At 56.0% G+C, this 16128-nt stretch carries 13 protein-coding genes; 9 read left to right on the forward strand and 4 right to left on the reverse strand.

Translation table 11 applies throughout. The features are described from left to right. The first annotated feature begins 16 nt into the window (after positions 1 to 16). On the forward strand, positions 17 to 1639 hold the full coding sequence (locus CRO05_RS06825) for a dihydroxyacetone kinase subunit DhaK (RefSeq protein ID WP_097066360.1): 1623 nt from the start codon (positions 17 to 19) through the stop codon (positions 1637 to 1639). 505 nt (positions 1640 to 2144) lie between these two features. Here the strand turns inward: CRO05_RS06825 and CRO05_RS06830 are convergent. Next, positions 2145 to 2855 (reverse strand): glutathione S-transferase family protein, encoded by a 711-nt coding sequence (locus CRO05_RS06830; protein WP_097066361.1) that lies wholly within the window; start codon positions 2853 to 2855, stop codon positions 2145 to 2147. 153 nt (positions 2856 to 3008) lie between these two features. On the opposite strand from CRO05_RS06830, the gene CRO05_RS06835 reads away from it, so the two are divergent. From CRO05_RS06835 to CRO05_RS06870, 8 genes are all read left to right on the forward strand, one after another. Further along, complete coding sequence (locus tag CRO05_RS06835; protein WP_097066362.1) at positions 3009 to 3383, forward strand: helix-turn-helix domain-containing protein; 375 nt, start codon at positions 3009 to 3011, stop codon at positions 3381 to 3383. A 72-nt stretch (positions 3384 to 3455) separates the two neighbouring features. Continuing rightward, the gene (locus CRO05_RS06840) at positions 3456 to 5957 is read left to right on the forward strand and encodes an ABC transporter permease (protein WP_097066363.1); all 2502 of its coding nucleotides are present in this window, start codon (positions 3456 to 3458) and stop codon (positions 5955 to 5957) included. A 50-nt stretch (positions 5958 to 6007) separates the two neighbouring features. Then, entirely contained in the window at positions 6008 to 7168 is a 1161-nt protein-coding gene (gene dinB / locus CRO05_RS06845) for a DNA polymerase IV (RefSeq protein ID WP_097066364.1), read from the forward strand. 137 nt (positions 7169 to 7305) lie between these two features. Further along, positions 7306 to 8460, forward strand: a complete 1155-nt coding sequence (locus CRO05_RS06850) for an efflux RND transporter periplasmic adaptor subunit (protein WP_097066725.1) — start codon at positions 7306 to 7308, stop codon at positions 8458 to 8460. Between the two features lie 100 nt (positions 8461 to 8560). Then, a complete protein-coding gene (locus CRO05_RS06855) occupies positions 8561 to 9232 on the forward strand; it encodes an ABC transporter ATP-binding protein (protein ID WP_097066365.1) in 672 nt (223 codons plus the stop codon). A 250-nt stretch (positions 9233 to 9482) separates the two neighbouring features. Further along, positions 9483 to 9953, forward strand: a complete 471-nt coding sequence (locus CRO05_RS06860; RefSeq protein ID WP_097066366.1) for a thermonuclease family protein — start codon at positions 9483 to 9485, stop codon at positions 9951 to 9953. Between the two features lie 54 nt (positions 9954 to 10007). After that, complete coding sequence (locus CRO05_RS06865; protein ID WP_097066367.1) at positions 10008 to 11228, forward strand: ABC transporter permease; 1221 nt, start codon at positions 10008 to 10010, stop codon at positions 11226 to 11228. A 39-nt stretch (positions 11229 to 11267) separates the two neighbouring features. Next, entirely contained in the window at positions 11268 to 12467 is a 1200-nt protein-coding gene (locus tag CRO05_RS06870) for an ABC transporter permease (RefSeq protein WP_097066368.1), read from the forward strand. Positions 12468 to 12637: 170 nt separating this feature from the next. Here CRO05_RS06870 and CRO05_RS06875 read toward each other — a convergent pair whose 3' ends face one another. The 3 genes from CRO05_RS06875 to CRO05_RS06885 form a co-directional block, all read right to left on the reverse strand. Further along, positions 12638 to 12928, reverse strand: a complete 291-nt coding sequence (locus tag CRO05_RS06875) for a hypothetical protein (protein WP_235001318.1) — start codon at positions 12926 to 12928, stop codon at positions 12638 to 12640. Positions 12929 to 13165: 237 nt separating this feature from the next. Next, entirely contained in the window at positions 13166 to 14848 is a 1683-nt protein-coding gene (locus tag CRO05_RS06880; RefSeq protein ID WP_097066370.1) for a hypothetical protein, read from the reverse strand. 119 nt (positions 14849 to 14967) lie between these two features. Further along, on the reverse strand, positions 14968 to 16008 hold the full coding sequence (locus tag CRO05_RS06885; RefSeq protein ID WP_097066371.1) for a phytoene/squalene synthase family protein: 1041 nt from the start codon (positions 16006 to 16008) through the stop codon (positions 14968 to 14970). Between the last annotated feature and the right edge of the window lie 120 nt (positions 16009 to 16128).

Consider the following 16128-nt stretch of genomic DNA (forward strand, 5'->3'; position numbering starts at 1 on the left):
TGATTCACTTATACTTATGGCCCAGTTCATCAACACCAAAGAAAGCATCGTCACCGAAGCCGTCGATGGTCTGGTCGCGGCGTCTGGCGGTAAGCTGGCGCGGCTCGACGGCTATCCGCATATACGGGTGGTCGTACGCAATGACTGGGATAAGTCCAAGGTCGCGTTGATCTCGGGAGGCGGATCGGGCCACGAACCGGCACATGCGGGTTTCGTCGGGGAAGGGATGCTGACGGCTGCGGTGTGCGGCGACATCTTCGCCTCGCCGACAGTCGACGCGGTACTGGCAGGTATCCTTGCCGTGACGGGATCGTCCGGCTGCCTGCTCATCGTCAAGAATTATACCGGTGACCGATTGAATTTCGGGCTGGCGGCCGAACGCGCTCGCCAGTTTGGCTTGAATGTCGAGATAGTCATCGTCGACGATGATGTGGCGTTGCCCGACTTGCCCCAAGCCCGCGGCGTCGCCGGCACGCTTTTCGTGCACAAGATAGCCGGCGCGTTGGCCGAGAATGGTGCCGACTTGGCGCACGTCGCCGCGGCCGCGCGCAAGGTCGTGTCAAAGACAAAAAGCATCGGCATGTCGCTAAACACCTGCACCATCCCAGGTTCGCCAAAGGAGGATCGCATCCCGTCCGGCATGGCCGAGCTTGGGCTTGGCATCCACGGTGAAGCCGGGGTTGAGCAGGTCGAGTTCAAGGACGCGAGCGAAGCTGTCGCTGCCATGGTCGAGCGCCTGTCAGCTGCAATGGAAGAAAAGCCGCATGTCGCTATGGTCAACAATCTCGGCGGCACGTCGGTCATCGAGATGTCGATCATCCTCAACGAAATCCGGCGGTCAGCGATTGGCGAGCGGATAACCCACGTCATCGGGCCGGCGGCCATGATGACATCGCTCGACATGCATGGCTTCTCGATTTCGGCCTATCCTGCCGACGATGCCGAGATCGCCCTGCTCAAGCAGCACACGCCGCTGGCGGCATGGCCACGGGTCTCCCGGCTAGGCCAGGTCGCGATTCAGGCGCTTCCGGACGGCCTGACGGCTGTCGTTCCGATGCCTTCGATGCACAAGCCGACCAGGGAGCTCCTGACCAGATGCTGCGAGGTTCTGATCGCCGCCGAGAACGACCTCAATGCGCTTGACGCGAAGTCAGGCGATGGCGACACCGGCAGCACGCTGGCCGGCGCGGCACGCGCCCTGATCAGCGCCATGGACCGCTTGCCGCTTGCCGACCATACCCAGCTCTATCGCGCCATTGGCTTGGAGCTTTCCAGAACCATGGGAGGCTCGTTCGGTGTGCTCCTCGCGATCTTCTTCGCCGCAACGGGCGACGCGGCCTCAAGCGGCTTATCAATCCGGGGAGCGTTGCAGGCCGGATTGCGGAGAATGCAGGAGATCGGCGGGGCACGTCCGGGTGACCGCACCATGGTCGACGCCCTTGCGCCAGCTCTTGATGCCCTGGAAGAGAGCCTGCCCGACGCAGCGAGAGCCGCGCGTGCGGGTGCCGGTCGCACTGTCTACATGAGCAAGGCGAATGCCGGTCGCGCTTCCTATGTAAATGCCAAGCAATTGGTCGGTCACGCCGATCCAGGTGCTGAGGCGGTCGCGCGGCTGTTCGAGCACTTGGCCGAATTTTAGATTTTAAATATCAATTATAACAAATAATAATCTCATTATTTATCGACGGCTGTCGATGGGGGGAACTCCATGGGACAAGGGAAAATAAGGTTTTATACGGTTGAACTGTGTTTTAGACAGGTAAAACAGATCTCTCATGGCGGCACCTCCGCCATAAGTGAATCACATCTGATCCTATTCGTGAACCATGAGATTAATGAGTCCTCAGGCCAGCCGAAACTGCTATGCCTGAGCTAGGCGCAGGAAGTATCGGACACGAGCTTGGGTCTAAATTTCTGGCTGCGCCATCCGGTGGAACAGGACCAACATTTCCCGGGGTGGCCTGTGCAGAGTTATTTACGTCCCTCGCTGTTTCGTGGTTGAGGTGCCGGACCCTATCGCTGGCCATGATGTACAGGAAGTCCGTTGTGTTATGACTCCTATAGTCGTTTGTGGGCCCGCATAGCCGGCTGAGTCGGGTTAGCGCGACATGATCTGACAAAAACAGAAAAACAGCTAACTCGAACTATGGTTGCCGCAAATCGGCATAATATTCCGTCTTGATCCGATCCACGTAATTTCTCAGATTGCTCTTCGACAAGCCGTGATCCTTGACGGGCGACTCGATCGGGCAAGCAATAGTATTGATCAGGAATCCGAAGGCACTGGCATCCAGGGTGGTCGGCTGATCGCCCAGAAAATATTTCTTGTCCCCCAGGCATGCGGATAGCGCGTCGATATCCAGCATGCCAAGCTCGAAAATCTCTTCGGGTTTGTGCCGGCCTATGCCGTGACCATAAATTTGCCGCCCGATCCTGTAACGGTAGACGAGGGCTGCCACATCGCGGATGACAGGCGGCAAAACCCCGAATACCGCTTTTTTGTTGACCTGCCAATTTGCATCCGTATACTGCCACCGCGAATACATCGTGACCCAGAACAGATGTTCTTCGATCAATCGCTGCATCGCCAACGACAGTGCCGACTCTGACGGATTTAATCCTTTATCGAGATCTTTATATCTGGTTTTAAGATGTCGTATGATGAAGCGGGAATCCGCAAGTTTCAGATCGCCATCCTTGATATAAGGCAGTTTTCCCTTTGGCGCAGACAATGGAAGCGTTGTCTTTATGTCATACTCGATCTCCGCCATTCTCAGATATGTTTCCGTTTTACAGCAGAAATGACTGAGATTTGGATTACCCCAGGTACGCTGGAATTGGTAAAGTATCAACATGACTGCCTCATTATGACATGTCCGGCGGATGCGATCGGACTATAACTTGCAATCCACAAGTCGGACGGGATTGCAGGTTGCCGTAGCTTACTTTACTGTCTTGCAAGATGCAAGTTACTGCATTACATTATGCAAGCTCCGGCTAGATAGGCTATGACTCAGGTACAAGACATGGATAACAAACTGATGTTTGAGCGATCACAATGTCCTATTACGAATGGGCTGGACATCTTCGGTGACAAATGGACGCTGCTGATCATTCGCGACCTGGTATTGGGCAAGCGCCGCTATCAGGAGTTGATATCTTCGCCGGAAAATATCGCTTCGAACATACTTGCGCATCGGCTGAAGCGGCTGGAAGTTGCTGGTCTTGTTACCCGCCGGGCCTACCAGCAGAAACCCGAACGTTACGAATACGTGCTGACAGAGAAGGGTAAGGACCTGAAGCCTGTATTGGAGGCGATAAGCAGATGGGGAACGAAGCATTACCCCGGCACGTCGGTCTTTCGCGCTGTCGGGCAAGGCTAATGCAGTTGGCGCATAACGAACATCACAAATGAGTTCAATGTACATAATGAGAACTGGATTCTTAGCACTCCCATGAATATTATGAAACTTTCGTTCCGTATGCTCCGCCGCGACTGGCGCGCAGGGGAACTGCGCGTACTGGTCATTGCATTGATCATCGCGGTAGGCGGAATGACCACGGTAGGATTTTTTGCCGACCGTGTGCAAATGGCGCTTTCCCGTCAGGGCAACCAGTTGCTTGGGGCGGATTTGATAATTTTTTCCGACCATCCACTGGCTGCTCATTATGCCGACGAAGCGAAACGGCTTGGGCTGAACGTGTCAACAGCCCTTAAATTCCCCAGTATGACTGCGAAGGGGGAATTCAGCCTGTTGACGGAAATCAAGGCGGTTACAGCAGGTTATCCCTTGCGAGGTGAGTTGCGTATCAGCGAGGATTTCAGCAACGTGTCGCCCAAGACTACCCAAGTCGCCAATTCGATTCCCTCGCCCGGCTCAGCATGGGTTGACGAGAAGCTCATGGTCCGCCTCGATCTCAAGCGAGGCGACGCAATTGAAGTGGGTGCGGCAAATCTTGTCGTTTCTGCTCTGATAACGCAGGAGCCGGATTATTCCATTGGTTTTCTCAACCTGCGCCCGCGCGTATTGATCAACGCGGCCGACCTGCCCGCGACCGGGCTGGTGCAGGAAGGCAGCCGGATCAGCTATCGTCTTCTGGTTTCGGGAGAATCCGGTGAAGTGGAGAATTTCAGGAAGTGGGCCCAATCGCGTTTGATGCTCGGAGAAAGAATCGAGGGTATCCGCGATGCCCGCCCCGAGATCAAGGCGGCACTGGAGCGGGCGGAAAAATTTCTAAGCCTGACGGCGCTGGCAAGCGTAGTGCTGGCCGCAGCGGCGGCTGCGCTTGCCGTACGCCGCTTCACCCAGCGCCATCTCGACGGCTGCGCGGTAATGCGTTGTCTGGGGGCAAGCCAGGGGGCGATGTTGCGCCTGTACCTGTATCATTTCCTTACGCTGGGGTTGATCGCCAGCGGGCTTGGCTGCCTGCTTGGTTTTGCCGCACAGGAAGCCTTGACTTTTTTCCTTTCCGGACTGGTGGAAGCGGAATTGCCATGGCCCAGCGTGTGGCCCGCCGTGCACGGCTTGCTGACGGGCATGGTGTTATTGCTGGGTTTTGCATTGCCACCTCTGCTCAACCTGCGAAGCGTGCCCGCATTGCGGGTATTGCGCCGCGATATCGGCATGCCGAATTCTTTTAGTATCACAGGCTACGCGCTGGGGCTGATAGCGTTGTCAGCGCTGTTTTTGTGGAAAGCCGGTGACGTGCGCCTAGGGGCGTCTGTCATAGGCGGATTCGTTGCGGCAATAGCGGTTTTCGGTTTGCTTGGATTCCTTCTGCTAAAAGCGCTATCGCACATGCGCAGCCAGACGGCGGGCGCGTGGCGCTATGGGTTGGCAAGCATCCGCCGGCGCGCGACCTCCAGCGTAGTACAGGCGGTATCGTTGGGATTGGGACTGATGGCGCTCCTCGCGCTGACACTCATTCGAGATGATATGTTGCAGAATTGGCGTAGCAGTCTGCCGCCTGACGCTCCCAATCATTTTCTGATAAATATCCAGGTAGACCAATTACGGCCGTTGGCGGCTTTCTTCGACCAGCACGACATGGAGCGGCCGCCGGTCTTTCCCATGGTGCGCGGACGTCTGACAGAAATCAATGGAGAGCCCGTGGCATCGGACGAGTATGCCGATATTCGCGCAAAGCGGCTGGTGGAGCGTGAGTTTAATCTGTCCTGGACGGATGAATTGCAGAGCGACAATGAGATTGTCAAAGGCCGATGGTGGAAAAGCGGGGAGAGAGGCAAAGCGGAGTTGTCGCTGGAAGAGGACATCGCAAAGACGCTTGGCATCGAAGTGGGTGACACGATGACTTACGACGTCGCAGGCAGCCCATTTTCCGCCAAGGTTACCAGCCTGCGAAAAGTGAACTGGGATTCGTTCCGCGTCAACTTTTTTGTGGTTACCCCGCCAGGTGTGCTGGAGAACTACCCCGCTAGCTACGTTACCAGCTTTCACCTGCCGCCTGAGCAGATAGAAGTCACGAACGAATTGATCAAGGCTTTTCCCAACCTGCTTGTGCTGGACGTAGCAAATATTATCAGCCAGGTCCAGAAGGTAATTGAACAAGTAACCAATGCAGTTGAATTTGTTTTTCTGTTCACTTTGCTGGCGGGACTGGCGGTATTGTATGCCGCCATCGTTTCCACTCAGGATGAGCGCATTCATGAGGCTGCCATATTCCGCACCCTGGGGGCAAGGCGCGGTCAACTTGCGCGCGCCTGGGCAGCTGAATTTGCGATATTAGGTGGGCTTGCGGGTCTTTTCGCCGCGGCAGGGGCCAGCGCACTCGGGTATGTCATTGGTGAATATGCGTTGCATCTGGCTTACACTTTCAATCCATGGATATGGCTGACCGGCTTGCTCACTGGAATGGCAGGCGTGACTGCGGCGGGGTTGATGGGAACCCGCGCGGCGCTTTCAACGCCGCCGCTCATGACATTACGCAAGATTTGATGAAACATCGTCAGATTTTACTTGTCCCATTCTGATCAGCAGGCTGCAAAATGTGCCGACGTATTGCTCATCTTGATATGGATGCGTTCTATGCGTCGGTCGAATTGCTTCGCTACCCTGAATTGCGCGGACTACCGGTCGTTATCGGCGGACGGAGCGATCAGCAACCGACACTGCTCGAAGACGGCCGCAAGCGCTTCGCGCGATTACGGGACTATGCCGGCCGAGGCGTCGTAACCACGGCCACCTACGAAGCCCGCGTTTTTGGCGTCTCCTCCGCCATGGGTTTGATGAAGGCTGCACACCTGGCTCCCGACGCCATCCTGCTGCCTGCCGATTTCGCTGCTTACCGGCATTATTCGAACCTGTTCAAGGCAGCGGTTGCCGATATTGCTCCCCACATCGAAGACCGCGGTATTGACGAGATTTATATCGACCTGACCGAGCTACCGGGCGAGACGGCGATGCTTGCACGTCGCATCAAGCAGGCTGTGCGGGAAAGTACCGGCCTTTCGTGTTCCATTGGGGTGACACCCAACAAGCTGTTATCGAAAATCTGTTCAGACCTGGAAAAACCGGATGGCCTCACGATCCTGGCGCTCGCGGATATCCCGAGCCGGATCTGGCCTCTCCCTGTTCGAAAAATCAATGGAATCGGTCCTAAAGCGACCCAAAAGCTGGCGGCGCTTGGCATTACTACCATCGCCGAATTGGCGCGAGCTGAGGCTGCTTTTCTGCAGATGCACTTCGGCCGCAGCTACGGCCGCTGGTTGCAAGATGTATCGCATGGTATAGACGAACGCCCGGTAGTTACAAATTCCGAACCCAAGTCGATCAGCCGCGAAACCACTTTCGAGCGCAACCTTCATGTCCGCCGTGACCGTCCTGTTTTGTCGGAAATTTTCACCGCCCTGTGTACAAATCTGGCACAAGACCTCCAGCGCAGGGGTTACACGGCTCGCACAATCGGTATCAAGTTGCGATTTGAGGACTTCAGCACCATAACCCGCGATATTACGTTATCCTGTCCTGCTGCAAATGCCGTTGCGATCCGCCGTGCGGCTGAAGAATGCTTGCGGCGGGCACCGCTCAAAAGGAAATTGCGATTGCTGGGCGTGCGCGCCAGTTCATTATCTTCAGGCGGCGTTTCACAGAGCGCCAGCGTGATGCACCAGAGAGAACTACCGCTGACCATCATGAAGGCTGGGTAAGGTTGGCCCGCTTTACGGCGAAGCGAACCAACCAACTATCGCAATATTTTGCCGGTGACGACTTCAGTTACAGATGAGGCGGTCCCGTATGTCGTTTGAAATGTTACATTGCGTCCACGCAATTTATTCTGCTCGTCATGCCAACAACAAAAACACTGGTCCGTCTTCTAATCGTTGTAGTGATTCTGGCAGTATCGGGCTACGCAATCTGGTTATCAACACGTCCTGAACCGATAGAAGTTGAACTTGCCACAATCAAGCTCGGCACTGTGGAATCCACTGTGGTCAATACGCGAGCGGGAACCATAACAGCCTGCCGCCGCGCAAAGCTCGCACCAGCATCGGGTGGCCAGATTGTCAAGCTCCTGGTAAAAGAAGGGGACCGCGTGGAAAAGGGGCAGGTGCTGCTGGAACTGTGGAACACTGACCTTGCCGCCCAGCGTGACCTGGCCCACCGGCAACTGGCGACAGCCGAGGGACGCCGGCGCGAAGCCTGTGTATTGGCTGAAAATGCGCACCGCGAAGCTGAGCGCACTCGCCAGCTTGCCGACAGAGGTTTCGTCAGTCCCCAGGGCAGGGAGAATGCGGATGCGGAAGCGCGCGCCCGGCAGGCCAATTGCGACGCAACCGAGTCAGACGTGAAACGTGCCCAGGCGCAGGTCCGGGTGACACAAGCCGGACTGGAGCGCACAGTGCTGACCGCGCCATTCCCCGGCATTGTGGCGCTTGTTACCGGTGAACTTGGCGAATACGCCACACCCTCGCCACCGGGTATCCCTACGCCGCCAGCGGTTGACCTGATAGATGACACCTGTTTGTACGTTACTGCGCCAATGGATGAGGTTGATGCACCCAAACTGAAAACCGGGCAATTTGCGCGCATTACACTGGATGCGCTCCCCGGTCAGATTTTTGACGGACAAGTGAGGCGCATCGCGCCCTACGTCACAGAAGTCGAGAAACAGGCGCGCACGGTGGATGTCGAAGTGGATTTCGAAGAGATACCGAAACATGCACTGCTGGTGGGGTACAGCGCGGATGTCGAGGTTGTCATAGAGCGGCGCGACAACGTGCTGCGTGTGCCGACACAGGCAATCCGGCAAAACGGCAAGGTGCTGGTGGTTGATGAGGAGAACCGTTTGGCCGAGGGAGATCCGGAAACCGGTCTTGCCAACTGGGCTTTTACCGAGGTTATCAGCGGCCTGAAGGAAGGCGATAGAGTGCTGCTGTCGTCTGATGAGGAAGACGTGAAAGCCGGGGTGCAAATCAGGGAAAAGGCAGCCGAGTCATGATCTCCGATCGTGGAATAAATAGAGGCTGCAACCCCCGATCCCATCATGCCGGCTCCGGTGGGTTGCGCTTCACTCCACCTATCCTGCCGATAACAGAAGAATGATTCGCCTTACCGCCGTCTCACGCGTGTTTCATATGGGAGATCAGGATGTGCGCGCGCTGGGCGGGGTCGATCTCGAGATCGAATCCGGTGAATATGTTTCCATCATGGGACCTTCTGGCTCCGGCAAGTCCACTCTGCTGAATATCATAGGATTGCTCGATCAGCCCGACAGCGGCCGCTATGAGCTGGACGGAGAGGATGTCACCGGCCTGTCCGAGACCGAGCAGGCGCGCGTACGGCGAGAGAAAATCGGATTCGTGTTTCAGTCATTTCATCTTGTGCCACGGTTGACGGCGGCGGAAAATATTGAATTGCCATTGATACTTGAAGGCATCGCTCCCGCTGAGCGGAAATTACGTGTAAATGAAGCTCTGCTGGGATTCGATCTGGGCGATCGCGCCGCACACCGCCCGGCGGAACTATCTGGGGGTCAGCGCCAGCGTGTAGCCATTGCTCGCGCGACCATCCTGCGGCCGACAGCTTTGCTGGCGGATGAACCCACGGGCAATCTCGATCACCGCATTGGCGCTGAAGTGATGACGCTGCTGGAAGGGCTGCACGAGGCGGGAACGACACTTATCGTCGTTACTCATGATCGGGAGCTGGGCGCCCGGGCCCTTCGTCACATTGCCATGCGGGATGGTGAAATTGTGGCTGACGAAAAATGAACAGCCCAAAAATTACTGCGGAGATAAACCGGATATATGAGACAGGTTGGTGTGAGGCCTGATTACTGAAACGATCGAAGCTCGAGCCCTCGACCCTATTGAACAGCCGAAAAATTCAATTGATAATACCGCACGGCTCGAGCGAAACATTCGGCAGCTCGGCGCACGGGGCATAGCTTGATAGAGGCCACCATCGTTGAAGGTATTGAGAACAATTTTAGAACAACACGAGCAGAAGTAGGCATCCATAATGCAGCACACCGTTGTTGCCGTTGCACTGGTCATATTCTTTTTCTTTCCCCATCTCGCCAACGCTGACCTGACCGGCCAAGTAATCAATATTACTGATGGCGATAACCTGGTAGTGGTAATAGACAAGCAATGGGTAAGAGTGCGGCTGGCTGGAATCGATGCGCCGGAAAAAAACCAGCCCTTTGGCACGGATTCAAGACAGTCGCTTTCCGACCTTTGCTTTTGGGAACAGGTGACAGTAGTTTCGAAAGGAAAAGATCAATATGGACGCATGCTTGCCAAGGTTCGCTGCCGAGATGTCGATGCAGGCGAAGAACAGTTAAGACGCGGCATGGCCTGGGTATACAACCGGTATGTGAAAGATCCCAGTCTCAATCCTCTGCAGGAAGAAGCCAAGGTTGCCAAGCGGGGATTATGGGCCGATCCCCATGCGCGGCCACCATGGAAATGGCGCGAAATGTGGGACTAGCCTGCAGTCCGGCATAAAGAGATAACCCATGTTCCAACTGAAGTTCCAAGGCACATGAAACTGCGCGACACCTTGCAGTTTTCTCTAAAAACTGTTGCGAGTTATCGAACCCGTTCACTGCTCATCGTTCTGGCGATGGCATTGGGTGTGGCGGCAGTGGTAGTGCTGACTGCTTTGGGGGATGGGGCACGGCGGTATGTGGTTGGCCAGTTTTCCTCAATCGGTACCAATCTGATTGCTGTTTTGCCTGGACGAGCGGAAACGTCGGGTGGATTTCCTGGTGCTGCACTAGGACAGACGCCGCGCGATCTGACGCTGGAAGACGCCCGGGCACTTGGCCATCTCCCCCAGGTCAGGCGCTATGCGCCCCTCAACGTTGGCGTTGCGGAACTTGTGGCCGCCGGCCGCCTGCGCGAAGTTACCGTGCTGGGCAGCACGGCGGACATACTGCCCATACGGCACATGAAGCTCGCGCAGGGCAGCTTTCTCGCACAAGAAAAAGGAAAAGGAAAAGGAGCCACGGGCAGCGCGCAGATTCTTCTCGGCGCAAAACTTGCCCGGGAATTTTTTCCCCAGAGCAATGCTGTCGGAAAGCGGGTGAGACTCGGCGATCGACGTTTTCTGGTATCGGGCGTGCTTGTGCCCCAAGGGGAATCGATGGGTTTCAACTCCGATGAAATCGTCGTTATCCCCATCAATTATGCCCAGGCGCTTTTCAACACTTCGTCGCTCTTTCGTATACTGGTTGAAACCAAAAGCCGCGGTGGCCTCGTGTCCGCCAAAGAAGCGATAGGCGAAGTTTTGAAACAGCGCCACGACGGTGAAGAAGATGTTACCGTCATTACCCAGGATGCCGTGCTCGCCACCTTCGACCGCATTCTGCGGGCACTTACGCTCGGTGTGGCCGGAATCGCAGCCATCAGTCTGGCCGTGGCCGGTATTCTGGTGATGAATGTGATGCTGGTGGCAGTCAGCCAGCGAACATCGGAGATCGGGCTGTTGAAAGCCATAGGCGCTCCATCAGCCGATATTCACCGTTTGTTCCTGGTGGAGGCGCTCTGGCTGTCACTAGTGGGTGCTATCACCGGGTTTGCACTCGGCCAGTTGGGTAGTCTGCTAATCCGCCTGGCCTATCCTCAGCTTCCCGCATGGCCGCCGACCTGGGCCAGTATTGCGGGAATTGCGGTCGCCTTCGTCACAGGCCTGCTCGCCAGTCTTTTGCCTGCCGCGCGGGCGGCACGGCTTGATCCCGTGAATGCGCTCAGTGGAAAATGAGTGGAAAATGAGTAAAAAAAAGAGGGGAAAATAAGCAAAATGAGCGCTATCGATATGCTGCATTTTGCTCTGCGCTCGCTCACCGCGCACCGGCTGCGCACTTTTCTGTCGGCAACGGGCATTGGGATCGGAATTGCCGCAGTCATCCTGCTGACCTCTATCGGTGAAGGAATCCACCAATTCGTGCTGTCGGAGTTCACTCAATTCGGCACCAACATCATAACCATCACGCCGGGTAAAATCAGCACGCATGGGGCATCGCTGGGCGCGATAGGGAGCGCGCGGCTACTTACAATTGAAGATGCGCTGGCACTGAAGGCTTCGCGTTATCCGCAATACGTCAATGCTGGTGTGATCGGTAACGCGGAAATCAGCGCCCGTGGGCGTAGCCGGCGAGTTACGGTCTACGGTGAAGGGCCGGATTTTGCACGCGCATTCAATATGAAGGTGGCAGCAGGCCAGTTCCTTCCCGCTGATGATCCCCGCAACCCGCGTGCTTATGCCGTGCTCGGGTCCAAGGTTAGAACTGAGTTGTTCGGCAACGCCAATCCACTGGGCGCCACGTTGCAGGTGGGCACATCACGCTTCAGGGTGATCGGCATAATGGAGTCGAAAGGACAGGTGTTGGGGTTCGATCTTGACGATACCGTGTTCATTCCCACCACACGCGCACTGGAAATTTTCAATCGCGAGGGCGTGATGGAAATCAATATTGCCTATCGGCCCGGCGCTCCCCTCAAAGCCGTTGTTGACGATATCCGCCGCATGATGATTGCAAGGCATGGCCGTGAGGATTTCACCATCACGCCACAACAGCAAATGCTGAAAACGCTAAATACCGTGCTGGATGTGCTGCTCTTTGCTGTCGCCGCACTTGGCGGAATTTCCTTGCTGGTCGGGGCAGTGGGCATGGTCACGCTGATGCACATTGCCGTGACCGAACGCGTCGCCGAGATCGGTCTGCTCACTGCGTTGGGGGCCACGCGAGCGCGCATCCGCATTCTGTTCCTGATGGAATCCACCTTGCTCGCTACATTGGGCGGGCTGGGCGGCTTGGCTATCGGCACCGGGATCGCTTGGCTGATAAAGTCCCTGGAGGTTGGCCTGCCCGTGCACACCCCATGGGATTATGTACTGGGGGCGCTGGGAATTTCGGTACTGATCGGTCTTGCCGCCGGCGTCGTTCCAGCCATGCGGGCAGCACGGTTAAATCCAATTGAAGCGCTTCGAACCGAGTAATCGGGCGTTTGCAATCAAGACTGGATGAAGCAGTTGCAGCAGTTGTCGTTATTGCCGTATGAGAATTCACGACATCCTGCAACTATTGCCCTACCGAACATCGTGAGCCTTATATGCCAGATATTTCGTTGCTTCCATCAACCGGATCATCGCGGTAATGATCTCATCCTTTAACCGTCGGCCTGCTTGTTTTTGCGCAGCCAGCGAAAAAAGAACACGTAAATAAATGCTGGAACGAATGGAAGAATCCACGGGAACATTTGCGAAAGCCATGCGGATAAAAAACTATCCGTATAACGTGCCTTTGCCGCAGCGCAGGCTTCGGCGGCAGGCAGACGGCAAGCAAGCTCGATTTCCAGAGTCACCTGAGCATGGGCGCGCCAGAGCCAGTACGCCATCGCTGCCGCAAAAATGATCAGCAGCAGCGCAAACAGGTTTACGCGGCCTTCTTGTCGCAGCATGGGTATTCTCCAGGTCCAGGAGGATTGTTAAAGGAGAGGAGATCAGCAGCTTTGCGCGATGCTCAGAATCGTGACTGAATCGATAAGTAATTCCTCGACCTCACCCTCCGAATGATGTCCTCCGGTTGAGATAATGTCAAGTAGACGACCAGGCGGCTGGAAATGCCATTGACTTAGCCGCGGCAGGTGCCTGCAATGATATGCTGAACGTATAAAATGTCCGATAGTCCGAGCGGATCATGCATTGCGGAAGCGCGTGCGTTTGAGCAACACGATAGACAGTAGCGGCAGCGCAAAGCCGATCATGGTTACCGCGATCAACAGCAGACCGAGCTCACTGTAATCGGCGGGGATCACGATCTTGCCAGTGTCAGGATCTTCTACCTGGCGCGTCACCACAAAAATCTGGTTCATATACTTCGTACCAAGCTGCGAAGCGGACAAGGCAAGATTGGTGAACGATGCCATAACAGCAAAGAAAGTGGCCTTGAGCTTTTCGGGCGCCGAGTTGGCGATCCAGGCAAGCATCGGGATCATGGCGATCTGGCCCAGAGGCGACTCCAGCGCGGTGTCGATCACGGCGATGAATCGCGCATCAACGATACCGCCAGTAACAGATGCGGTCCATTCATGCAAACCGAAATACATGCCCACTATCGGCAGCGATAGTAAGGTTCCGGCAATAGTAAGCGCACCGATGATGTAAGCAATCGAACGTTCGGCCATAAAGCGGCGAAAGATGAACATTCCCGCGAGCGTAAGCGTTGCGCCAATCAGCGATAATGCGGCGAGAAACTGCTGATCGAAGCCCAGGCTGTCGATCATCCACCATGTCGAGCCGGCGCCAGGTCCGGGAATGGCGCGGAAAACAAATATCAGAATCGCCGTGCCCACCAGCACGTTGCGCGCTTCGGGCTCCAGTTCGCCGGTCAGCCGCCACATCAGAAATAAAACGATTGCCATGGAAACGACAAAAATTATTTCTTCACCGCCGGGAATACGGCTTAGGCCGACACTCAGCGATATCGCGGTAAAGGCCAGTCCGCCGCCGAGAATCCACCAGTTGACCGGAGGAGGATCCGCGTAGGCGCCAAGCAGCGCTTCAGCTTCGTGGCGGCTATGCCCTTGCGCAACGAACCACGCCACATCGCGCCGCCGCAGCCAGGAGGCGAATAAAACACCGGCAACCGAAACCAGCGGGATGATCAAGGCGAGTTCATAGACGAATAGATAAGCGGCCGCTTTCTGCGCCTCGGGTAATTCGCCTACGCCTTGCAGCACAAAAACATTCACCACGGAGACGAGAATCCCCCCGGTGATGATGGCAACACGCCCGAGCGTTTGCATGGTGACATGCATGGACTTGCGATTTTCAAGCGTCAAGGGGTGCCCGTTTGCATCCACCCTGGGAACCGCTTCCACTGTCATGGCGTCCGCCACAACATCCTGAAGCACGTAGCCGATGGGCGCGAGCAACGCCGATGTGACGTACCAGGCTTCGACCGTGGCGACAGCGCGCATCGCATCAAGGTGCCCAAGCAACCCGATCATGATCACCAGGCTCACCGTAATCAGGCCCGCGCCCAGATAGACGAGCAGGCTCTTCCATCGCCATACAAGATCGACCAGATGGCCGAGCGGCATCTTCAAGGCCCACGGAAGCATCATCCAGAACCCGAGCGCCGCCAGAAACTCGGCCGAAAGCCCCAATCGCTCCTTGACGTAAAACGTGCCGACGATAGCCGTCAAGCCGGAAATCCCGGCTGCAGCATAAACCATGAGCGGGGGTAGATAGGACAGTCGCATTTCGCGCCCCAGTGCAAGAATATTGTCGTCGAGCCAGCGACCCGCGGTAGAGATGAATCCGGTGGCGGGAGGTGCGGTTGTCAGAGAACCGGGTTTTTCTGGAGATTTATTCATGGATGCGGCACGATAAAAATTCCTGGGGTGCGGCCCTGTTTTATCTTGCTCAGACCTCAACCTCAGACCCTCTGACCTCTGGCGTTCATCGTCGGTTCATGCAGGCCCCAGTCTAGGGCTCAGGCAACTTGCTTTCTGAGGCTATCCCAATAAGTAGTCGCCACATAGGCATTGGCACAAGTGAGGGTCGTCAGCGCCACCACACGATAAACAACGCTGCGGGGCGCTTTGATATTAACGGCCGGGTCAAGCAAGTCAGGCGCAATCGCGACACGTTTCAATGTCTCGCCCGCCAATAGTATTGGCCAGATGCAAGCCAACCGCTGGCGGATCTCGGAGACAGGAATCGCCATGGTATAAATCCAGCCTTGATCCAGGTGCTCCATGGCGAGCCTGATGAGCCGGTTCAGCACCGGCCTGAATTTCGGCAGATTGGTTTCAATCAGCAAATCGGCTGGTTTCAACCCAGCTTCGGCCAGGAGCGACTCTGGCACATAACAGCGGCCATTATGCAGGTCGCGCGCTATGTCCTTGACAATATTCGTGAGTTGCAGCCCCTTTCCGAATCTCACCCCAACGGCAGACATCTCTTCGACGTTCCACCGGTTCATTGTCGGCCGATGCGCACAGATCATTCTGGTCCAGAATTCTCCCACACACCCAGCGACATAGTAAGTGTACCGGTCCAACTCGTCCAGTGTGGACAATGCGGTGAGCTGCGAGCTGGATTCCCCCGGAAAGCGGGTCAGGTCCATTTCCATCCCCTCGGGCAGCACCTCCATCAGCCATTGGATTCGTTCCCGATCGCCGGCGGAGTATTCCTCATACAGCCTGAAACAGTCTTCCAGTCGCTGAAGAAGAATACTTTCTCCGGAGTCCTTCTGATGAGGAATCAGCACGGTTTGAATCTCACGGATGGCTTTCCAGTCAATACGGTCTGTTGCGAACTGCGCGCGGAACTGATTAAGGTATTTCAGCCGCTGCGCGCGGTCGATGAGGTCGGTGTCCGCAATGGTGTCGGCTGCGCGCGCAAAGAGATACGACAGTCCCATCTGATCGCGCACGCCAATCGGCAGCACATTAAGCGTGAGATAAAACGAACGGGAAACCTGCTTGAGGATACCGTGAAGAAGTTCGTCTGTAGCGGGGGGATTACTCAAAGATAGGAATTCCAAGAACGACTCATCAACAAGGGGCGAACATTACATGCTGCCGAGCCTGAAGGTCAAGGCGTTGTGTTTTTAGTCCGGCTATGATTGGCAGGGTCAAGGCTGACTGAA

Origin of the sequence: Nitrosovibrio sp. Nv4 (assembly GCF_900215485.1) — a bacterium.
Classification (GTDB): domain Bacteria; phylum Pseudomonadota; class Gammaproteobacteria; order Burkholderiales; family Nitrosomonadaceae; genus Nitrosospira.